Source organism: Streptomyces uncialis (genome assembly GCF_036250755.1).
Classification (GTDB): domain Bacteria; phylum Actinomycetota; class Actinomycetes; order Streptomycetales; family Streptomycetaceae; genus Streptomyces; species Streptomyces uncialis.
In genome coordinates, this window is sequence record NZ_CP109583.1 from 2,981,575 (window position 1) to 3,002,634 (window position 21,060).

Annotated in this window: 13 protein-coding genes and 1 pseudogene; 7 read left to right on the forward strand and 7 right to left on the reverse strand. The window is 72.2% G+C overall.

Features of this window, described 5'->3' with window-relative positions; all coding sequences use genetic code 11:
* Nucleotides 1–943 precede the first annotated feature (943 nt).
* The 3 genes from glgP to OG711_RS12075 all read right to left on the reverse strand — a co-directional run bounded on the left by glgP (nt 944) and on the right by OG711_RS12075 (nt 5,150).
* Nucleotides 944–3,562, reverse strand: a complete 2,619-nt coding sequence (gene glgP, locus OG711_RS12065) for an alpha-glucan family phosphorylase (RefSeq protein ID WP_329559237.1) — start codon at nt 3,560–3,562, stop codon at nt 944–946.
* Between the two features lie 198 nt (nt 3,563–3,760).
* Nucleotides 3,761–4,153 (reverse strand): zinc ribbon domain-containing protein, encoded by a 393-nt coding sequence (locus OG711_RS12070; RefSeq protein WP_073793110.1) that lies wholly within the window; start codon nt 4,151–4,153, stop codon nt 3,761–3,763.
* 196 nt (nt 4,154–4,349) lie between these two features.
* On the reverse strand, nt 4,350–5,150 hold the full coding sequence (locus OG711_RS12075) for a TetR family transcriptional regulator (protein ID WP_329563757.1): 801 nt from the start codon (nt 5,148–5,150) through the stop codon (nt 4,350–4,352).
* 169 nt (nt 5,151–5,319) lie between these two features.
* Between OG711_RS12075 and OG711_RS12080 the strand changes: the two genes are divergently transcribed.
* The 6 genes and pseudogenes from OG711_RS12080 to glgB all read left to right on the forward strand — a co-directional run bounded on the left by OG711_RS12080 (nt 5,320) and on the right by glgB (nt 15,873).
* Nucleotides 5,320–6,105: an electron transfer flavoprotein subunit beta/FixA family protein gene (locus tag OG711_RS12080; RefSeq protein ID WP_329559238.1), complete on the forward strand. Its 786-nt coding sequence runs from the start codon at nt 5,320–5,322 to the stop codon at nt 6,103–6,105.
* A 186-nt stretch (nt 6,106–6,291) separates the two neighbouring features.
* Nucleotides 6,292–7,250, forward strand: a pseudogene (locus tag OG711_RS12085) (electron transfer flavoprotein subunit alpha/FixB family protein).
* A gap of 365 nt (nt 7,251–7,615) precedes the next feature.
* Nucleotides 7,616–9,631 carry an alpha-1,4-glucan--maltose-1-phosphate maltosyltransferase gene (locus OG711_RS12090; RefSeq protein WP_329559239.1) on the forward strand — a complete coding sequence of 672 codons (2,016 nt, stop codon included), beginning with the start codon at nt 7,616–7,618 and terminating at the stop codon, nt 9,629–9,631.
* Nucleotides 9,628–11,415: a maltose alpha-D-glucosyltransferase gene (treS, locus tag OG711_RS12095; protein WP_073785091.1), complete on the forward strand. Its 1,788-nt coding sequence runs from the start codon at nt 9,628–9,630 to the stop codon at nt 11,413–11,415. The genes OG711_RS12090 and treS overlap by 4 nt, the downstream gene beginning before the upstream one ends.
* A 247-nt stretch (nt 11,416–11,662) precedes the next feature.
* Nucleotides 11,663–13,102: a maltokinase N-terminal cap-like domain-containing protein gene (locus tag OG711_RS12100; protein ID WP_329559240.1), complete on the forward strand. Its 1,440-nt coding sequence runs from the start codon at nt 11,663–11,665 to the stop codon at nt 13,100–13,102.
* A 104-nt stretch (nt 13,103–13,206) separates the two neighbouring features.
* Nucleotides 13,207–15,873 carry a 1,4-alpha-glucan branching enzyme gene (gene glgB / locus OG711_RS12105; RefSeq protein ID WP_329559241.1) on the forward strand — a complete coding sequence of 889 codons (2,667 nt, stop codon included), beginning with the start codon at nt 13,207–13,209 and terminating at the stop codon, nt 15,871–15,873.
* 61 nt (nt 15,874–15,934) lie between these two features.
* Here glgB and OG711_RS12110 read toward each other — a convergent pair whose 3' ends face one another.
* Nucleotides 15,935–18,163, reverse strand: coding sequence for a HelD family protein (locus tag OG711_RS12110; RefSeq protein WP_329563759.1), 2,229 nt, complete (start codon nt 18,161–18,163; stop codon nt 15,935–15,937).
* Nucleotides 18,164–18,560: 397 nt separating this feature from the next.
* Between OG711_RS12110 and OG711_RS12115 the strand changes: the two genes are divergently transcribed.
* Entirely contained in the window at nt 18,561–19,172 is a 612-nt protein-coding gene (locus tag OG711_RS12115; RefSeq protein ID WP_329559242.1) for a dihydrofolate reductase family protein, read from the forward strand.
* Nucleotides 19,173–19,240: 68 nt separating this feature from the next.
* On the opposite strand, the gene OG711_RS12120 is transcribed toward OG711_RS12115, so the two are convergent.
* From OG711_RS12120 to OG711_RS12130, 3 genes are all read right to left on the reverse strand, one after another.
* Nucleotides 19,241–20,038, reverse strand: coding sequence for a VOC family protein (locus OG711_RS12120; protein ID WP_329559243.1), 798 nt, complete (start codon nt 20,036–20,038; stop codon nt 19,241–19,243).
* Nucleotides 20,039–20,224: 186 nt separating this feature from the next.
* A complete protein-coding gene (gene trxA, locus OG711_RS12125; RefSeq protein WP_073785079.1) occupies nt 20,225–20,557 on the reverse strand; it encodes a thioredoxin in 333 nt (110 codons plus the stop codon).
* Entirely contained in the window at nt 20,554–21,027 is a 474-nt protein-coding gene (locus OG711_RS12130) for a MerR family transcriptional regulator (protein WP_073785077.1), read from the reverse strand. Before OG711_RS12130 ends, trxA begins: the two co-directional genes overlap by 4 nt.
* Nucleotides 21,028–21,060 lie beyond the last annotated feature (33 nt).

Genomic DNA, 21,060 nt, shown 5'->3' on the forward strand with positions numbered 1-21,060 from the left:
GGAATCCGTGCTACCTCGTGACGGACGACGGTGACGGGTATCTGTCGAGGGTCGCGGACAGCGTGGAGGCCGTGCAGCTCGACATGGCGGCTCGGCTCCTCTCGCATGCCGGGGAGTTGGTACGGGAGCCGAAGGCGAGTGCGCGGGAGTTGCGGTATGTGGCGGCGCGGCTGGTGGAGTCGTTGCACGAGACGCTGCGAGTGGCGCGTAGTCGTGGGGGGCGATTGCCTCGGCCCGTCGAACCTTTCGCATCGCCGGGCGGCGACCCGGTTCCCGGCGATGGCGATGGCGATGGCGATGACACGGAGCCAGGAGCGGGAGGGTGAGAGTGAGTGCGTCGGACACGTCGTCCCCGGTGCCGTGTGCGGCGTGCGTGTCGGCACGGATCATGGGGCGTCCCTGGAGCGCGCATGGGTGTCATGGGGTGACCCGGCTGCGCGTGGTGGGCGCGCGACCGCCATTGCGGATTTCCCACCTACGGCACGCGTGCCCGTGCTCGTGCTCCGGGGTCGGTGCCGCCCGGTGAACCGCCAAGGCCAGGCCGCGTGGCCCGCCTGCCGCTGCCCGACCTGCCGCGTGGAGCCGATGCGGCTGGTCCCGTAGCAGCCCGCGAACAGGATCCTCCGCCCGCAGCCACCAACCGGGTTCCCTGCGGCCTTGAGGTCACGCCGCCTCGTGGTGCCGCGCGGTTCCCCGCGTTCCTTGGTGCGTGCACCTGAACGTACGTGTTCCCCGCGCCCCGATCAGGGGCGCGGGGAACCGGCCGAATCCACCGGCCGACGGCACAGGAACAGGGTGCACCCACCCGGGAGAACCCAGGGGCGCGGGGAACCCGCACCCCGTGCCACCCGTGCGGGAACACGTACGGCCAGCGGTACGGACCCCGGGGCGCCCGAAGCACACGCCGTACCGCGCCCCGTACCGCTCGCCGCGCCGGACGGCGTCAGCGGAGGAGGACGCCCGAGCCGTCGGACTTCGTGGTGACGGGGACGGCCACCAGGCCCAGTTCCGCCCCGGACGCCAGCAGCGGATGTGACGGGAGGATGCGGACCGTGTACCCGAACGGGCCGGTGCGGTCGAGGGCGAGTTCGCCCTCGAACACCCAGCGGCCCTCCAGGTCCGGGCCGCTCACGGACTTCAGCGCGACCGCCGACGCGTCCGCGATCCGGTCGTCGGGGTCGACCCGGCCCGCGACCGCCTGGACCTCCACGTCCTCGGGGCCCAGCTCCCCGAGCCGCACCCGGACCCGGAGGGTGAGGCTCGCCCCCAGTTCCGGCGCGGACGGCGCGCCGGACGGCTCGACATGGTCGACCCGGACCCGTGGCCACCCCGCCCGGACCCGCGCCTTCCACTCCGCGAGCCCCCGCGCCGCGTCGTCCCGCAGCTCCCGGTGCGCGGCGGCGGCGGGAACGTACAGCCGCTCCACGTACTCGCGGACCATCCGCCCCGCCAGCACCTTCGGGCCGAGCCGGGTGAGGGTCTCGCGGACCATCGCGATCCAGCGGTCGGGCAGCCCCTCGGGCCCGCGCTCGTAGAAGCGCGGGGTGATCCGCCGCTCCAGCAGGTCGTACAGGGCGCGCGCCTCCAGGTCGTCCCGGCGCTCCGGGTCGGTGGTGTCGCCGTCGGCGGTGGGGATCGCCCAGCCGAAGTCCGGCGCGAACCACTCGTCCCACCAGCCGTCGAGGACGGAGAGGTTCAGGCAGCCGTTCAGCGCCGCCTTCATCCCGGAGGTCCCGCACGCCTCCAGCGGACGCAGCGGATTGTTGAGCCAGACGTCGCAGCCGGGGTACAGCTTCTTCGCCATCGCCATGCCGTAGTCGGGCAGGAACACGATCCGGTGCCGCACCCGGGGGTCGTCGGTGAACCGGACGAGTTCCTGGATCAGCCGTTTGCCGCCGTCGTCGGCGGGATGCGCCTTGCCCGCGACGACGACCTGCACCGGCCGTTCGGGGTGCAGCAGCAGCCGGGTGAGCCGGTCCCGGTCGCGCAGCATCAGGGTGAGCCGTTTGTACGAGGGGACCCGGCGGGCGAAGCCGATGGTCAGGACGTCCGGGTCGAGGACGGAGTCGATCCAGCCGAGCTCCGCGTCGGCCGCGCCGCGCTGCCGCCAGGACCGGTACAGCCGCTCGCGGACCTCGCCGACGAGCCCGGCGCGCAGGGTGCGGCGCAGCTCCCAGATGTCGGGGTCGGGGATCTCGGCGACGGCGTCCCAGCGGGTGCCCTCACCGACGCTCAGCGCGTCCTCGGTACGGCGTGCCCCGAGCTGCCGGGCGCTGACCCGGATCACCTCCGGCGCGACCCAGGTCGGCGCGTGGACACCGTTGGTGACGGAGGTGATGGGCACCTCCTCGGCGTCGAATCCGGGCCACAGCCCGGAGAACATCTCCCGGCTGACCCGTCCGTGCAGCACGGAGACACCGTTGGCCCGCTGGCCGAGCCGCAGTCCCATCACGGCCATGTTGAACAGTCCGGGCTCGCCCCCGGGGTACGTCTCCGTCCCCAGCCGCAGCACCCGTTCCGCGTCGATGCCGGGGAGTTCGGCGTCGGCGCCGAAGTGCCGGGCGATCAGGTCCCGGTCGAAGCGGTCGATCCCGGCGGGGACGGGGGTGTGCGTGGTGAAGACGGTCCCCGCGCGGACGGCCTCCAGCGCCGCGTCGAAGCCGAGGCCGCGCGTCACATGTTCGTGGATGCGCTCGACGCCGAGGAACCCGGCGTGCCCCTCGTTGGTGTGGAACACCTCCGGCGCGGGATGCCCGGTGAGCCGGCAGTACGTGCGCACCGCGCGGACCCCGCCGATCCCGAGCAGCATCTCCTGGAGCAGCCGGTGTTCGCTGCCGCCGCCGTAGAGCCGGTCGGTGACCTCGCGTTCCCCGCGGTCGTTCTCCTCCATGTCCGAGTCCAGCAGCAGCAGCGGTACCCGGCCGACCTGGGCGACCCAGACCCGGGCGTGCAGGCTCCGGCCGCCGGGCAGCGCGAGCACCAGGTGCGCGGGGGTTCCGTCGGCCTCCTTGAGGACGGTCAGCGGCAGCTCGTCGGGGTCGAGGACCGGATAGTGCTCCTGCTGCCAGCCGTCCCGGGAGAGGGACTGGCGGAAGTAGCCGTGCCGGTAGAGGAGGCCGACACCGATGAGTGGGACTCCGAGGTCGCTCGCCGCCTTGAGGTGGTCCCCGGCGAGGATGCCGAGGCCGCCGGAGTACTGCGGCAGGGCGGCGGTGATGCCGAACTCGGGCGAGAAGTAGGCGATGGCGGCCGGGGGTTCGCCGGGCTGGCGCTGGTACCAGCGCTCGCCCTCGGTGTACTCGCGCAGCTCGGCGGCGCACACGGCGAGCCGCTCCAGGAAGCCGGGGTCGGCGGCGAGCCCGGTGAGCCGGTCCGGGGCCACGGTGCCGAGCAGCCGTACGGGGTCGCCGTGGGCGGCGTCCCAGCCCTCGGGGTCCAGGGAGCGGAACAGTTCACGGGTCCCGTCGTGCCAGGACCAGCGCAGGTTCCGGGCCAGTTCGTTCAGTGGGGCGAGCGGCCCGGGGAGTACGGGTCGGACGGTGATGCGACGGATGGCCTTCACGTTTCCACCTTCGCAGGGAACGCAGGAGGGAAGCCGCGCGTCCGGCTGCGGGCTCCACGTCAAGCTTCGAAGGTATCGGCGCGCGCGCCGCGTCGGTCACGGCGCACAGGGACCCGTCCGCGTGTCACACGTCCGGACCCGTAGGAGGGCTCCCCGGCGGACCGGGGCGGGACCGGGAAGGACGCGGTCCAGGACGGGTCAGGCCCAGTCGCCGCCGCGCATCGCCGGGTCGCAGAGCTCGACCACGACCTCGCCCGCCGTGACATCGGTGTCCGCCTCGGCCGTGTAGCGGACGCGCGCCCCGATCCACACCAGATGCGGTTCGGCGCCGACGACCCGGCAGCGGTACAGGAATCCCTCGGGGAACCTGATGAGCGACTCGTTGCGGGCGAGCCGGGTGTACCGGTGCACGACGGAGGAACGGACGACGACCCCCTCGCCGGTGCTGCGCTCGTTCTCCAGGTCGCTGGAGGCGCAGACCGGGCAGAGCAGCCGCCGGAAGGACGGCGTACCGCACCAGCGGCAGCGCTGATAGGTGAGACCGACGTCCTCGCGGGTGACTGTCGCGGTGTCGGTTCCGGGCTGGGACATGAGGGACCCCCTGCGCTCGGCTCGGGTGCGCACCGGCTCGCGCCGACGCATCGGCACCATATGACACTGAGTGCCGAAAGGCTAGGTACTGAGTGTCAGGATTTTCGGACACTCCGCCAAAAAGGCCCCTGACCTGCCCATTCGCCGCCACCCATGTCCCGCGCGCGCATCCCGTGACCCGTTCCCCGCCCCGGGTTCAGCCATCCTCCAGCGCCGACTCGATGCGCTGGACCACCCGCCACAGGGGCGCGTTCCGCTTGGCGACGACCACGATCACGTCGTCCCCGTCGCCGCCTTCGCCCCCGGCGTCACCGTCACCGCGCCGGTCGCCGCCCGCCCCGGGACCCGTACCGCCCTCCGAGTCGCCGCCGTCCGCGCCGGTACGTTCGTCCGGGCGCGCCGCCGGGGCCGCGTCCGCCGGGTGGCCGTCCCACGACACCTGGCCGGACTCGGTCCACACCCGCAGGACGAGGTCCAGCGCGTGGTCCACCTCGGCGTCCGGATGCCCCTCGCCGCCCGAGCGCAGCCAGGTGCGCAGTCCGTTGTTGTGGGCGGCGACCACCGCCGCCGCGATCATCTCCGCGCGCAGCGCCCCGTCCCGGGAGGTCCCGTACCGGCCGCGCAGATAGCTCGCGAGGGTCACCTCGTAGCGGCGGACCACGGACAGCTCGTACGTCCGCAGCCCCGGCACCTCACGGGTGAGGCGGTAGCGCTGGACGGAGAACTCCGGGTTCGTCGCGTACAGCCGCAGCACGAGCCGGGCGGCGTCGCAGACCCGGGCGACCGGGTCGCCGCCCGGGTGGTCCGCGAGGAAGGTCCGCATGTCGGCGAGGCACCGCTCATGGTCCGGGAAGACCGCGTCGTCCTTGGACGGGAAGTAGCGGAAGAAGGAGCGGCGGCCCACGCCCGCGCGCGCCACGATGTCGTCCACGGTCGTCTGCTCGAAGCCCCGCTCCATGAAGAGCTGAAAGGCGGCCTCGGCCAGCGCCTCCCGCATCGGGGTCTTCCCCTCACGGGTCGGCGCGGGGCCGGTCGTGGCGTCGTCTGCGTCTGCGGTCATGCCGGGAACGTAACACCGCGACCCCCCATTTGGCACTAGGTACCTTTACAGAGGGTACTCAGTACCATACTGTCGAACGCATCCATCTCACCAGGAGGAGTTCGGTATGACCCTGAAGATTGTCGTGTGTGTGAAGTATGTGCCGGATGCTTCGGGTGAGCGGGGGTTTTCGGGGGATTTGACGGTGGATCGTGTGGGTGTGGACGGTTTGTTGTCGGAGTTGGACGAGTATGCGGTGGAGCAGGCGTTGCGGGTTGCTGAGGCGTCGGGGGATGCGGAGGTGACGGTGGTGACGGTGGGTCCTGGGGATGCGCGGGATGCGGTGCGGAAGGCGTTGTCGATGGGGGCTGATCGTGGGGTGCATGTGGAGGACGGGGGTGTTGAGGGTTCGGATGTGATGGGGACGTCGTTGGTGCTGGCGGCGGCGGTGGGGAAGGCGGGGTTCGATCTGGTGGTGTGCGGGATGGCGTCGACGGATGGTGTGGCGGGGGTGGTTCCGGCGTTGCTGGCGGAGCGTCTGGGGGTGGCTCAGGTGTCGTTGCTGTCGGAGGTGTCCGTCCGGGACGGTGTGGTGCGGGGGCGTCGTGACGGGGATGCGGCGTCGGAGGTGCTGGAGGCGGGGTTGCCTGCGGTGGTGTCGGTGACGGATCAGTCGGGTGAGGCGCGGTATCCGTCGTTCAAGGGGATCATGGCGGCGAAGAAGAAGCCGGTGGAGTCGTGGGATCTGGATGATCTCGGGGTGGATGCGGGGTCGGTGGGTTCGGCGGGTGCGTGGACGGTGGTGGAGTCGGTGACGGAGCGTCCGGCGCGGGTGGCGGGGACGGTCGTGACCGACGAGGGTGACGGCGGGCTCCGGTTGGCGGAGTTCCTGGCGGGTCAGAAGTTCATCTGACGGGCCCCCTTCCCGGAGGGGCCGGGGCCGGGGCCGGTGCGGGTGGTGTTCTCCCTGTGCGGGCGGCCGGGTGCGGGTTTCCCCTTTCGTTCTCTTCGGTCTTCGTTCTCTTCGTTCGTTCTGCGTTGTTCTTGGTTCGTTGTCGGGTGCCGGTGTGGCCGGCTGTTGTGGGATTGGGTGGTTGTGGTGGCGCAGGTTCTGGTTTTTGTGGATCAGGTGGACGGTGTGGTGCGGAAGCCGTCGTTGGAGTTGCTGGCGGTGGCGCGGCGGTTGGGTGAGCCGGTGGCTGTGGTGGTGGGTGCGGGTGCGGGTGGTGCGGCGGGTGTGCTGGGTGGTCATGGTGCGGTGAGGGTGCTGGTGTCGGAGGCTTCGGAGTTCGCGGAGTTGTTGGTGGTGCCGAAGGTGGATGCGTTGGAGGCGGCGGTGGGGGTGGTGTCGCCGGTGGCGGTGCTGTTGCCGTCGTCGGGGGAGAACAAGGAGGTCGCGGCGCGGTTGGCGGTGCGGCTGGGTTCGGGTGTGCTGGTGGATGCGGTGGATGTGGTGGCGGGGGAGGGGGTCCGGTGGTGGTGCAGTCGGTGTTCGCGGCGGGGTTCTCGGTGCGGTCGCGGGTGTCGCGGGGGGTGCCGGTGGTGACGGTGAAGCCGAATGCGGCGGCGGTGGAGGAGGTTGCTGCGGCGGGTGCGGTGGAGGAGTTGGCGGTGGTGTTCGGTGGGGGTCCGGCGGCGCGGGTGGTGTCGCGGGAGGCGCGGGCGGTGTCGGGGCGTCCGGAGCTGACGGAGGCTGCTGTGGTGGTGTCGGGTGGTCGTGGTGTGGGGGGTGCGGAGGGCTTCGGGGTGGTGGAGGCTCTGGCGGATGCGCTGGGTGGTGCGGTGGGGGCGTCGCGGGCGGCGGTGGACGCGGGCTGGTATCCGCATGCGGGTCAGGTGGGTCAGACGGGGAAGAGTGTGTCGCCGCAGTTGTATGTGGCGAACGGGATCTCGGGGGCGATCCAGCACCGGGCGGGGATGCAGACGTCGAAGACGATCGTGGCGGTGAACAAGGACGCGGAGGCGCCGATCTTCGATCTGGTGGACTTCGGTGTGGTGGGTGACCTGTTCAAGGTCCTGCCCCAGCTGACCGACGAGATCAACCACCGCAAGAACTGACCCACGACCCGAACAACCCGGCCCGACCCGAACGGCCCGGACCGCCCGGACGACCCGACCGGTCCGGCCGGCCCTGGCCGATCCGGCTGCCGGTCACCCACGGCCCCCGCGACCCCCACCGGTCACGGGGGCCCGGCCATGCCCCGGAACCGACCCCGGGGACACAGGGAACGATCCAGGCGACACAGGGAACGACCCCCGGGACAGAGGGGACGGCCGCAGGACAGGCCGAACGAGTGAACTGCGTGAACGCGGACTGAGGCTGTCATGCCCGCGCGCGGCCCGTCGGCCTTCCCGCGATACAAAGGGGGCAAAAGCCGCATAAAGTCGAGCCACCCGCCTCGCAGAGCCCCCAAGGTGATGCCGTGAACTCGCCGATTGGCCGTATTCCCGTACTGGATCTCCACCCGCTCGTCGATCACGGGCGCAGGCCCGCCAAGGCGGTGGTGGATGAATCCTTCCAGGTCAGCGCCACCGTGTTCCGCGAGGGTCATGACGCCGTGTCGGCCGCGGTCGTCCTCACCGACCCGGACGGCCGGGCCGCGCCACCGGCTCCGATGCGCGAGCTCGCCCCGGGCACCGACCGCTGGGGCGCGACCGTCACCCCCACGGTCGAGGGACGCTGGACGTTCACCGTCGAGGCGTGGGGCGATCCGCTCGCGACCTGGCACACCCACGCCGGGATCAAGATCCCGGCCGGGATCGACACCGAACTCGTGCTGGAGGAAGGGGCCCTGCTCCACGAGCGGGCCGCCGCCGGGGTGCCCAAGCGCAAGGGCCGCCGAGAGACCGTGCTCGCCGCGGTGGACGCGCTGCGGGACACCGCGCGGCCGCCCGCCGCCCGGCTCGCCGCCGCCCGTGACACGGGGGTCACGGAGGTGCTGGACCGGTATCCGCTGCGGGACCTGCTCACCGTGTCACGGCCCGCGCCGCTGCTCGTGGAGCGCGGACGCGCGCTGTTCGGGTCCTGGTACGAGTTCTTCCCGCGTTCCGAGGGGGCCAGGGTCGTCCCCGGGAAGCGGCCGGTCCCCGGGACCCTGCGGACCGCCGCCGAGCGGCTGCCCGCGATCGCCGCGATGGGCTTCGACGTGGTGTACCTGCCGCCGGTCCATCCGATCGGGACCACCTTCCGCAAGGGGCCCGACAACTCCCTGACCGCCGGGCCGGACGACCCCGGGGTGCCCTGGGCGATCGGCTCGCCGGAGGGCGGCCACGACGCGATCCACCCGGAGCTCGGGACCCTCGCCGACTTCGACGACTTCGTCCGCAGGGCCCGTGACCTGCGCCTGGAGATCGCGCTGGACTTCGCGCTCCAGTGCTCCCCCGACCATCCGTGGGTGACCAAGCACCCGGACTGGTTCCACCACCGGCCCGACGGCACGATCGCCTACGCGGAGAACCCGCCGAAGAAGTACCAGGACATCTACCCGATCGCGTTCGACAAGGACATGGACGGCCTGGTCCGGGAGACCGTGCGGGTGCTGCGGTTCTGGATGGCGCGGGGGGTGCGGATCTTCCGGGTCGACAATCCGCACACCAAGCCCGTGGTCTTCTGGGAGCGGGTCATCGCCAAGGTGAACGCGTCCGATCCGGACGTCGTCTTCCTGGCCGAGGCGTTCACACGCCCGGCCATGATGCGTACGCTGGCCGAGATCGGGTTCCAGCAGTCGTACACGTACTTCACCTGGCGCAACACCAAGCGGGAGCTGACGGAGTACCTGACCGAGCTGACGGGTAGGTCGGCGGCGGTGATGCGGCCCAACTTCTTCGTCAACACCCCCGACATCCTGCCCGCCTACCTCCAGCGCGGCGGTCGTCCCGCGTTCGAGGCGCGGGCCGTCCTCGCGGCCACGCTGTCGCCGTCCTGGGGTGTGTACAGCGGCTACGAGCTGTGCGAGAACACGCCCCTGCGGGAGGGCGGCGAGGAGTACCGGAACTCCGAGAAGTACGCGCTGCGGCCCCGCGACTGGGAGGCGGCCGAGCGCGCGGGGCGCAGCATCGCCCCGCTGATCACCGCGCTGAACCGGATCAGGCGGCGCAGTCCCGCGCTCCAGCAGCTGCGGGACCTGCACTTCCACCACACCGACAAGGAGGAGGTGATCGCCTACTCGAAGAGCGCCGGGGGGCCCGCCGGATCGAACACGGTTCTGGTGATCGTGAACCTCGATCCGCACCATACCCAGGAGACCACGGTGTCGTTGGACATGCCGCTACTCGGACTCGGCCGGCACGAGTCCGTACCGGTGCGCGACGAGCTCACCGGCGAGACCTACAACTGGGGCAGGACCAATTATGTGCGCCTCGAACCGGGCCGCGCCCCCGCGCACATCCTCACCGTCCTGCGACCGTCCTCACCGATCGGAGGGTCACCCACACCATGATCGTCAACGAACCCGTCCCCGACACGTTCGAGGACACCCCGGCCAAGGACCGCGATCCGCAGTGGTTCAAACGGGCCGTCTTCTACGAGGTCCTCGTCCGCTCGTTCCAGGACAGCAACGGCGACGGCGTCGGTGATCTGAGGGGCCTCACCGCCCGGCTGGACTATCTCCAGTGGCTGGGCGTCGACTGTCTGTGGCTGCCGCCGTTCTTCAAGTCCCCGCTGCGGGACGGTGGTTACGACGTGTCGGACTACACGGCGGTCCTGCCCGAGTTCGGTGACCTGGCGGACTTCGTGGAGTTCGTGGACGCCGCCCATCAGCGGGGCATGCGCGTGATCATCGACTTCGTGATGAACCACACCAGCGATCAGCATCCGTGGTTCCAGGAGTCCCGCGCCGATCCCGACGGGCCGTACGGCGACTACTACGTCTGGGCGGACGACGACAAGCAGTACCAGGACGCGCGGATCATCTTCGTCGACACGGAGGCGTCCAACTGGACGTTCGACCCGGTGCGCAAGCAGTACTACTGGCACCGGTTCTTCTCCCATCAGCCGGACCTGAACTTCGACAACCCGGCCGTGCAGGAGGAGATCGTCGCCGCGCTGAAGTTCTGGCTGGACCTCGGCATCGACGGCTTCCGGCTCGACGCGGTCCCCTATCTGTACGTGGAGGAGGGCACCAACTGCGAGAACCTGCCCGCCACCCACGAGATGCTGCGCCGGGTCCGCGCGGAGATCGACACCCACTACCCGGACACGGTGCTCCTCGCGGAGGCCAACCAGTGGCCGGAGGACGTGGTCGACTACTTCGGGGATTACACCAAGGGCGGTGACGAGTGCCATATGGCGTTCCACTTCCCGGTGATGCCCCGGATCTTCATGGCGGTGCGGCGTGAGTCCCGCTACCCGGTCTCCGAGATCCTGTCGAAGACCCCGGCGATCCCCGACGGCTGCCAGTGGGGCATCTTCCTGCGCAACCACGACGAGCTGACGCTGGAGATGGTCACCGACGAGGAACGCGACTACATGTACGCGGAGTACGCCAAGGACCCGCGGATGCGGGCCAACATCGGCATCCGCCGCCGACTGGCGCCGCTGCTCGACAACGACCGCAACCAGATCGAGCTGTTCACCGCCCTGCTGCTGTCCCTGCCCGGCTCGCCGATCCTCTACTACGGCGACGAGATCGGGATGGGCGACAACATCTGGCTCGGCGACCGCGACGCCGTGCGCACGCCCATGCAGTGGACCCCCGACCGGAACGCGGGCTTCTCGTCCTGCGACCCGGGGCGGCTGTATCTGCCGACCATCATGGACCCGGTCTACGGCTACCAGGTCGCCAATGTCGAGGCGTCGATGTCGTCCCCGTCGTCGCTGCTGCACTGGACCCGCCGGATGATCGAGATCCGCAAGCAGAACCCGGCCTTCGGCACCGGCTCGTACACGGAACTCCAGTCGTCCAACCCGGCGGTCCTCGCGTTCCTGCGGGAGGCGCCCGCGCGGGACGACGGCGGCGACGACGACCTGGTGCTGTGCGTGCACAACTTCTCCCGCTTCGCCCAGCCCACGGAGCTGGACCTGCGGCAGTTCAACGGGCGGCATCCGGTGGAGCTGATCGGCGGGGTGCGGTTCCCCGCGATCGGTGAGCTGCCGTATCTGCTGACCCTGGCCGGGCACGGCTTCTACTGGTTCCGGCTGCGCGAGGAGTCCCGTCCGGACGCCGCCACGACGGTCGTCGGCCGCGCCGGCGCCCTGCCCCCGTCCGGCGACCGGGACGGCTGAGCCGGACCGGTCCGGCCGCCCGGTCGGGTCGGCCCGCATGGCCAGCCTGGCCCGCCTGGCCCGACCGGCCGGAGCGACCTGCCCGGTCGGCCCGGTCGGTCCGGTCGGCCGGGCGCACGGAGGTTCCCGGGGCGCGCCCGCCCCGGGGGCGCCGACCCGGCGGGCGCTCCCCGGCGCGGACCGGCGGCCCCGGCACCATCCACCCACCCGAACCGCACAAGGCGCCCCGCCAGAAAGGAGCGACGCCATGCCGGAAGCCGTCACCCGGGACGGCCGGACGCCCGCCCGCTCCCAGGAACTGATCGCGTCCCTCGGCCCCCTGCTGCTGACCTGGCTGCCCCGGCAGCGGTGGTTCGCCGGGAAGGGGCGTCCGGTGAACGGTTTCACGGTGGTGTCGGCGACGGAACTGCTCCCGCCGGGCGCCGTCCCCCGGCTGCTGCATGTGCTGGTACGGGCCGAGCAGAGCTCCCCCACCGGACCCACCGCCGACTGCTACCAGCTGCTCGTCGGGGTCCGGCGCACCCTGCCGCCGTCGCTCGCGCCCGCCCTCATCGGCCGCCCCGAACGCGGTCCGCTGCGCGGCGCCACCGTGTACGACGCGCTGTACGACCCGCGGCTGGCCGATGTCCTCCTCGAAGCGCTGCGGATGCGCGCCCGGGTCGGGGAACTGCGCTTCGAGCGGACCGGGGCCACCGAGATCCCGTCCGGTCTCGTCCCCCGGGTGCTCGGAGCCGAACAGTCGAACTCCTCACTGGTGTACGGAGATACGTTCATCCTCAAACTCTTCCGCCGGATCGTCCCCGGTACCCACCCCGACCTGGAGCTGCCGCTGGCCCTCGCCACCGAGGGCTGCCGACGGGTGCCGCCGCCCGCCGCCTGGTTCTGCGCGGACGTGGGCACCCGGGGGACGGCGGTCGACGAGGGCACGGCCTCCGCGCGACGGGAGGGGGCCCTGGTGCTGGGCGTGCTCCAACCGTTCCTCAAGAGCGCCGACGACGGCTGGGAACTGGCCCTCGACTCGCTCGCCCGGGGCGGCCCCTTCACCCCGCAGGCCCACGCGCTCGGCCGGGCCACCGCCGAGGTGCACGGCGCGCTCGCCCGCGCGCTGCCCCCGGTCAGCCTCGGCCGCGCCCAGATCGAGGCACTGTCCCGGAGCATGGCGAACCGTCTCGACACCACCGCCCGCGCGGTGCCCGCGCTGCGCCCGTACGCCGACGGGCTGCGCACCGCCTTCGAAGCGCTCGGCGAACTCGGTACGGGACAGCGGTCCTGGACCGCCCAGCGGGTGCACGGCGATCTGCACCTCGGGCAGTGTCTGCGGGCCCCGGACGGCGAGTGGTCCCTGATCGACTTCGAGGGGGAGCCCGCGCGCCCGCTCGCGGAACGCCGACTGCCGCAGCCCACGGTCCGCGATGTCGCGGGGATGCTGCGGTCCTTCGACTACGCGGCCCGGCAGTACCGCCCCTGGTCCCCCGACTGGGCCGACGACTGCCGGGCCGCCTACTGCACGGGGTACGCGGAGGTGTCCGGCCGTGACCCCCGCCATGAGCCGGTGCTGCTGCGCGCCTACGAGACCGACAAGGCGGTGTACGAGGTGCTGTACGAGGCACGGCACCGCCCCGACTGGCTCCCCGTCCCGCTCGCCGCCGTGGCCCGGCTCGCCACCCCCTCGCTCCCCCGCCCCTGACCGTCCCCTGTCCCCTGTGCCGTCCCTGGCCTTGTCCCGGTCCCCTGCCACCGTCCCGCAGTCCGAAGTCCATCGACCCGGCTCCGCCGAGGAGGCATTCCCCCGTGACACGTCGCCCCGCCACCAGCGAACCGCCGGACCCCGAGGCCGTACCGACGGCCCCCGCGCCGACGGCCGCCGACCAGGCGCCGCCCGCCCCGCGCGCCCCCGGGCGGAAGACCGCGCCCGCCGCCCCGGACGGCCCGCCGCCCGCGAAGAGCGGCGCGGACACGGCACCGAGGACCGGGCGGACGGCGGGCCGTGCGCCCCGGATCACCGGGAAGGCGGCCGGGGACAAGGACCGGCGGTCGCCCCGTACCGCCAGGCCCGCCGCAGCCGCAGCCGCAGCCGCACCAGGATCCGAACCCGTCGCCCGCCCGGCCCCCGTGGACCCGGCACCGGCCCACCCGACCGTCGCGCACCTGGTCGCCGCCCGGCAGGTCACCGCACCGCCGGACCTGACGCACGACACCACGCCCGCGCACGACTCGGTACCCGGCTCCCCCGACGACACCGCCACCGCCACCGCTCGCCAAGCACCCCCGTCCCCGGCCTCCGTGCCGGACGGTGACCGTGGGCGGCTGCTCGACGGGACGCATCACGACCCGCACGCCGTGCTCGGCGCGCACCCCGTGCCGGGCGGGACCGCCGTACGGGTGCTGCGGCCGTACGCGCTCGGGGTCACCGTCGTCGCCGACGGGGTCCGGACCGCGCTGGCCGACGACGGGGACGGGTTCTTCAGCGGGCTGCTGACCGGCGCGCGGCCCGCGGCGTACCGGCTGCTGATCGCGTACCAGGGCGCCGAGGTGGACACCGCCGACCCATACGCGCTGCTGCCCTCGCTCGGCGCGTTCGATCTGCATCTCATCGGTGAGGGGCGGCACGAGGAGCTGTGGACGGCGCTCGGGGCCCGGCCGCTGACGCACCAGGGGGTGGCGGGGACCCGGTTCACGGTGTGGGCGCCGAACGCGCGCGGGGTCCGGGTCATCGGGGCGTTCAACCACTGGGACGGTACGGGGTTCCCGATGCGGTCGCTGGGGTCCAGCGGGGTGTGGGAGCTGTTCCTGCCCGGGGTCGGGGAGGGTGAGCTGTACAAGTTCGAGATCACCCGCCCGGACGGCTCGCTGACCCGGCGGGCCGACCCGATGGCCCGGCACACCGAGGTGCCACCGGCGACCGCGTCGGTCGTGCACGCCTCGCACCACGAGTGGGGAGACGCCGAGTGGCTGGCCCGGCGCGGCACCCCGGCCGTGCACGAGGCCCCGTTCTCGGTGTACGAGGTGCATCTCGCGTCCTGGCGGCCCGGGTTGACTTACCGTCAGCTGGCGGAGCAGCTGCCCGGGTATGTCAAGGATCTCGGGTTCACGCATGTGGAACTGATGCCGGTCGCGGAGCATCCGTTCGGCGGGTCCTGGGGCTACCAGATCACCGGCTTCTACGCGCCGACCTCCCGGCTGGGCTCCCCCGACGACTTCAAGTACCTGGTGGACGAGCTGCACCGGGCGGGGATCGGGGTGCTGGTCGACTGGGTGCCCGCGCACTTCCCCAGGGACGAGTGGGCGCTGGCCGAGTTCGACGGGCGCCCGCTGTACGAGCACGGGGACCCGGGACGGGCCGCGCACCCGGACTGGGGCACGCTGGAGTTCGACTACGGCCGCAAGGAGGTACGGAACTTCCTGGTGGCGAACGCCGTGTACTGGTGCGAGGAGTTCCATGTCGACGGGCTGCGGGTCGACGCGGTCGCGTCGATGCTGTACCTGGACTACTCCCGGGAGTCCGGTGAGTGGTCGCCCAACGAGCGCGGGGGCCGGGAGAACCTGGACGCGGTGGCGTTCCTCCAGGAGATGAACGCGACGGTGTACCGCAGGGTGCCCGGGGTGATCACCGTGGCGGAGGAGTCGACGGCGTGGAACGGGGTGACCCGGCCCACGCACGAGGTGGGTCCGGACGGCTTCGGCGGGCTGGGCTTCGGGCTGAAGTGGAACATGGGCTGGATGCACGACTCGCTCCAGTACATCGCGCACGAGCCGGTGCACCGCAAGTACCACCACCATGAGATGACGTTCTCGATGGTGTACGCGTACAGCGAGAACTACGTACTGCCGATCTCGCACGACGAGGTCGTGCACGGCAAGCGGGCGCTGGTGTCGAAGATGCCCGGCGACTGGTGGCAGCAGCGGGCCGACCACCGCGCGTACCTCGGTTTCATGTGGGCCCACCCGGGCAAGCAACTGCTCTTCATGGGGCAGGAGTTCGCGCAGGGCGCCGAGTGGTCCGAGGCGCACGGACCGGACTGGTGGCTACTGGACCCGTCGTACTCGGCGGAGCCGGATCACCGGGGGGTGCGGGATCTGGTGCGGGATCTGAACACGGTGTACCGGCGGGAGGGCGCGCTGTGGCAGCGGGACACCGATCCCGGGGGGTTCTCGTGGGTGGTGGGGGACGCGGCGGAGGACAACGTCTTCGCGTTCCTGCGCTTCGCGGCCGACGGGACCCCGCTGCTGTCGGTGTCGAACTTCTCGCCGGTCGTCCGGCACGACTACCGGCTCGGGGTCCCCGAGGACGTACCGCTGTGGCACGAGGTCCTCAACACGGACGCGGTGCGGTACGGGGGCGGCGGGGTCGGCAACCCCGACCCGCTGAAGGCGGAACCCTGGGGCGCGCACGGGCGGGCGACGAGCCTCGGGCTGACGCTGCCGCCGCTGGCGACGGTGTGGCTGCGGCCGGTGTAGCGGGACGCGGACCCGGTCCGGCCGGTCCCCGCGCGGGGACCGGCCGGACCGCACGCCGGGACTATCCGGCCGGGGCCGCGGACAGCGGGTCGTGGCCGGTGTGGACCAGGCCCAGGGACTGGGTGGCCCGGGTCATCGCCACATAGAGGTCGCTGGTGCGGTACTCCCCCGGCTCGACCACGATCACCGTGTCGAACTCCAGCCCCTTGGACTGCCGGGGGTCGAGCAGGACGACCCGCCGGGTCAGATCGGGTGCGGCCCCGGCGGTGACCCCGGGCAGCGAGCGGGCCAGTTCGGGGTGCAGGGCGCGGGGCGCGATCACGGCGAGCCGGCCCTCGTCGGGCAGGGCGCCCGCGACGGCGTCACCGACGGTCGCCGCGAGCTTCTCGGGGGTGGTCTCCCGGACCCAGGGGTGGGCGCCGGTGGAACGCACCGACTCCGGAGGTTCGAAACCGGGGTGCTCGGCGCGGACGACCCGGGCCGCCGCGTCCATGATCTCCGCCGGGGTGCGGTAGTTGACGCCGAGGACGGTGTGCTCCCAGCGGTCCTGGACATAGGGGGCGAGGATGCGTTCCCAGGAGCCGACCCCGGCCTCGTCGGCGGTCTGCGCGGGGTCACCGACCAGGGTCATGGAGCGGGTGGGTGAGCGGCGCATCAACAACCGCCATGCCATCGCGGACAGTTCCTGTGCCTCGTCGACGATGATGTGGCCGAAGGTCCAGGTGCGGTCGGCCGCCGCGCGTTCGGCGGCGCCGCGGTGGTCGTTCTCCTCGTGCCGCTCGGCCATCCGCTCGGCGTCGATGACATCGTGCGCGCCGAGCACCTCGGAGTCCTCGTCGTCCACGTCCTCGAACTCGTAGGTCCGGGAGGCGTAGGACACATCGAGGACGCCCTGGGCGTAGGCGATCCGGCGCAGTCGTTCGCGTTCGGCTTCGGTGCGGGCGGCCCGGTCGTCCTCCCCGAGGAGTTCGGCGGCCTCGTCGAGCAGGGGTACGTCCGCGGTGGTCCAGTCGCCGCCGGTGCGCCGGACGGCCGCCGCGTCGGCGGGGGCGAGATGGGTGGGGTCCGCGAGGAAGTCCGCGAGCAGCCGCTGGGGGGTGAGCCGGGGCCACAGGGTGTCGATGACGGCGTGCACCTCGGGGTCGGCGCCGAGTTCGTCGCGGATCTGGGTGAGGTCGGAGGGGTCGAGGAGGTTGGAGCCGTCGTAGGGGTCGGTGCCGATGCGTTCCGCGACCAGGTCGGTGAGGGTGTTGAGGAGGTGGCCCTCGAAGTGTTCGCGGGCGGGGTTGTGCGGCAGGCCCAGGGCGCGGGTGCGGTCCCGGGCGACCCGGACGAGGTCCGCGTCCAGTCGCAGGATGTCGCGGTCGTGCTCGATCAGGACCGCCGGGTCGGGCAGGGCCTGGCGGTCGGCGACCACGGCCGCGAGCACCCCGGACATCTCCGCGCGGCCCTTGACCTCGGCGGCGCGGGGGGTGTCGGTGCGGGTGGCGCGGACGCCGGGGTAGAGCTCGCCGACGGTCGCGAGGAGGACACCGGTCTCACCGAGCGCCGGCAGCACCTCGCCGATGTAGCCGAGGAAGGCGGGGTTGGGGCCGACGATCAGCACCGCGCGTTTGGCGAGGAGTTCGCGGTACTCGTACAGCAGATACGCGGCGCGGTGCAGGGCGACGGCGGTCTTGCCGGTGCCGGGGCCGCCCTCGATGACCAGGACGCCCTGGTGGGGGGCGCGGATGACCCGGTCCTGACCGGCCTGGATGGTGCGGACGATGTCCCCCATCCGTCCGGTGCGGGCCGCGTCGAGCGCGGCGAGCAGCACGGCGTCGCCGGTGGGGTCCTCGTGGCCGGTGCGGGAGGTGTCCCCGAGGTCGAGGATCTCGTCGTGCAGGGCGGTGACCGTACGGCCCTCGCAGGTCAGATGTCTGCGGCGGCGCAGTCCCAGCGGGGTGTGACCGGTCGCGAGGTAGAAGGGGCGTGCGACGGGCGCGCGCCAGTCGATGAGGACGGGGACGCGTTCCCCGGTGGCGGGGTCCTCGTCGCGGATGCCGATCCGGCCGATGTGGTGGACGGTCCCCGAGGTGAGGTCGATCCGGCCGAAGCACAGGGAGCCCTCCACGGCGTCGAGCGCGGCGAGGAGGCCGGACCGCTCGTACACCTGGATGTCGCGTTCGATACGGGCCTGGAGGCCGTTGCCCACCGGGGCGAGCGCTCCGGCGACGGCGCGTTCGGTGCCGGAGCGCAGCAGATCGACCCGCTGGTGGAGTCCGTCGACGAATTCCTGTTCCGTCCGCAATTCCTTGTCCTCGTGTTCCCCGCCGCCCGGAATTCCACTGCTTGACAATTCGACTCCTACCCCGATAGGCTTTGCCCTGTTGAGCTTCTTCGTGCTGTTCGCCTGCATTACGGCACGCGAAATCGCGAAACGACAAATATACGCAAGGCAAACCCCCGGATGTCAATTGTCCCGGGGGTTTTTTGATCGCCTGATCCGCGTCGTGAAGCCGATCCCTACCGCCGTGATCGATATCCGGGTCCGCAGCCGACGCCGTCGTTCCCGTGTCCGTGTTCGCCCGTCCGTCCGGACGGTCCGGCGGCGCTCCACGGCATTCGCCGGGCGCGCACCGATGACTTCACGCCCCGCCGCCGGTCAACCCCGGGACAACGCACGGCACGACGATCGGAGCATCACCATGGGACACCTCGCAGCCGTCGAGTTCATGTCACTGGACGGGGTGACGCAGTCGGTGCTCTCCCCCGACGAGGACCGCGACGGCGGATTCGGGCACGGCGGATGGGTGCCGCCCTATGTGGACGCCACGGTGGAATCGTTCATGAGCACCGCCACCGCCGGGGCCGCCGCCCTGCTCCTGGGCCGCAGGACGTACGGCATCTTCGCCGCGACCTGGCCGTACGCGGACGCCTCCGACCCGGCGGTCGCCGCGATGAACGCCATGCCCAAGTACGTGGTGTCCCGGTCGCGACCCGAGCTGACCTGGGAGAACTCCTTCCAGCTCGGGGCCGACCTACCCGCGGAACTGGCCCGGGTACGGCGGGAGACCGACGGGGAGATCCTGGTCCTCGGCAGCGGGGAACTGCTGCGGACCCTGATCGAGCTGGACGCCGTCGACGAGTACCGGCTGCTGACCTTCCCGCTGCTCCTCGGCACCGGTAAACGCCTCTTCGACCAGGGCTCGGCACCCCGGCGGCTGGCGCTGGTGGACAGCGGGGTCACGGAGAACGGGGTCCTGGTCACGACGTACCGGCGGGCGGCGCCCGGGGACGGGGACAGGGACGGCGGCTGACCGGGCCGGGCCGGGCGGGACGGGTGCCCGGGCCGGGTCCGGAGGGGGCGCCCGGCCCGGGTCCGGGGTCAGGAACCGCCGGGCTGCATCGCGCCGAAGGGGGCGCCCCACGGGTCGACGAGCAGTGCCATCTCGCCCCAGGGCGTCCTCGTCGGTTCCTGGACGACCGTGCCGTTCGCCTCGCGGTGCGTCGCGACGGTGTCCGCGAGGTCGGCCACCGCGAACGTCGTCATCCAGTGCGGGGGCACCTCCGGCGGGAACCGGTCGCCCATGTCACCGACCCCGCCGACCGGGCGGTCCGGCGCGGCCTCGGTGAACAGGCCGAGATAGTCGCCGGACGCCTCGTCGACGCGGTGCGCCTTGAGTCCCAGGGCGGCCTCGTAGAACGCGGCGGCGGCCGGCAGATCACGGGTGTTGCAGTCGCACCAGATCACGGAACCGGGCTCGTTGACCCGGCCCGCGCCGATGAAGTCCTGAGGGTCCCAGACGCCGAACACCGCGCCCGTCGCGTCCGAGGCGACGACCATCCGGCCCAGGGTGCCCACGGCGTCCGGGCCGAACAGCACCGCGCCGCCCGCGTCGGAGATCCGCCGCGCGGTCGCGTCCGCGTCGTCGCTCGCCAGGAACGTCGTCCACACATGGGGCGGCGGTTCCGGCTGCCCCTCGGAGGCCATCGCCGGGCTGATCCCGGCGACCGCTCTGCCGTCCTTCTCCATCACGGCGTAACCGCCGTACTCCGCCGGGCCGACCTCACCGGTCCAGCCGAAGAGCGTGCCGTAGTAATCCATCGCGGCACGCTGGTCCTGCGCCGTCAGACCCACCCAGCACGGGGTACCGGGCGCATAGGCTTCATTGATCTCGGGCATTTCGCGAGACCTCCAGAACACGGCCGTGCGCGGTACCGGAACCGGTACCGCGATATCCCCTCCGTTCCTCACTCTGGCACGGCGGCGGGCCGCTGTCCTTTCGGCGGCGGGCGGTGCGCGGTCCGGCGGCGGGCGGTGCCGGGGCCGGCGGCGGGCGGTGCGCGGTCCGGCGGCGGGCGGCCCGGCTCAGACCACCTCGGCCAGCTCCGCCAGGAGCTTGCGCTTGGGGCGGGCGCCCACCACCGACCACACCGGCTCGCCGCCCCGGAACACCGTGAGCGTCGGCGCCGACAGCACCCCGTAGCGGGCGGCGGTCGCCGGACTGGTGTCCACGTCGAGCTGGACGATCCGCAGCCGGTGGGACTCCTCCCGCGCGATCTCGGCCAGCACGGGGGCGATCATGCGGCACGGCGGGCACCAGTCCGCCGTGAACTTCACCAGCACCGGCAGCTCCGCCCCCAGCACCACCTCCGCGAAGTCCTCGTCCGTCACCTCGGTCAGACCCTTGGTCCCGATCATGTGTGTCCGTCCTCCGTTCCGTGTGTGTCCGTGGTCCCGTCCGGTACGTCCCCGGGGAACACGGCGCATCCGGGCTCCGGGCCTCCCGGAACCAGCGCGTCGGCGGCCAGCGCGTCACGGGCCCGCTCGGCGCGCACGAGCTGCTCCCCGACCTGGCTCCTGACGGCCGCCAGCTCGGCCATCAGCAGATCGAGTTCGGCGAGCTTGCGGCGGTACACGTCGAGGGACGCGGGACAGGAGTCGCCCTCGGGGTGACCGGCCCGCAGACACTCCACGAACGGCCGGGTCTCCTCCAGGTCGAAGCCGAAGTCCTGGAGCGTACGGATCTGCCGCAGCAGCCGCAGATCGTCCTCGTCGTAGACCCGGTGGCCGTTCTCCCCGCGTCGCGCGGACAGCAGCCCCCGTGTCTCGTAGTACCGCAGGGCACGGGGGGTCGTCCCCGCCCGCGCCGCGAGTTCACCGATGCGCATACCCCGACGCTAGGGCCTGACGTCGGCGTCAGG

Bases quoted from the DNA above. Each gene is read 5' to 3' on its own strand.
- OG711_RS12075 (WP_329563757.1), bottom strand. From the start codon at position 5,150: ATGCGGGAGGCGCTGGCCGAGGCCGCCTTTCAGCTCTTCATGGAGCGG.
- OG711_RS12120 (WP_329559243.1), bottom strand. From the start codon at position 20,038: ATGCCCGAGATCAATGAAGCCTATGCGCCCGGTACCCCGTGCTGGGTG.
- trxA (WP_073785079.1), bottom strand. From the start codon at position 20,557: ATGATCGGGACCAAGGGTCTGACCGAGGTGACGGACGAGGACTTCGCG.
- treS (WP_073785091.1), top strand. From the start codon at position 9,628: ATGATCGTCAACGAACCCGTCCCCGACACGTTCGAGGACACCCCGGCC.
- OG711_RS12080 (WP_329559238.1), top strand. From the start codon at position 5,320: ATGACCCTGAAGATTGTCGTGTGTGTGAAGTATGTGCCGGATGCTTCG.
- OG711_RS12100 (WP_329559240.1), top strand. From the start codon at position 11,663: ATGCCGGAAGCCGTCACCCGGGACGGCCGGACGCCCGCCCGCTCCCAG.
- OG711_RS12130 (WP_073785077.1), bottom strand. From the start codon at position 21,027: ATGCGCATCGGTGAACTCGCGGCGCGGGCGGGGACGACCCCCCGTGCC.
- OG711_RS12070 (WP_073793110.1), bottom strand. From the start codon at position 4,153: ATGTCCCAGCCCGGAACCGACACCGCGACAGTCACCCGCGAGGACGTC.
- OG711_RS12115 (WP_329559242.1), top strand. From the start codon at position 18,561: ATGGGACACCTCGCAGCCGTCGAGTTCATGTCACTGGACGGGGTGACG.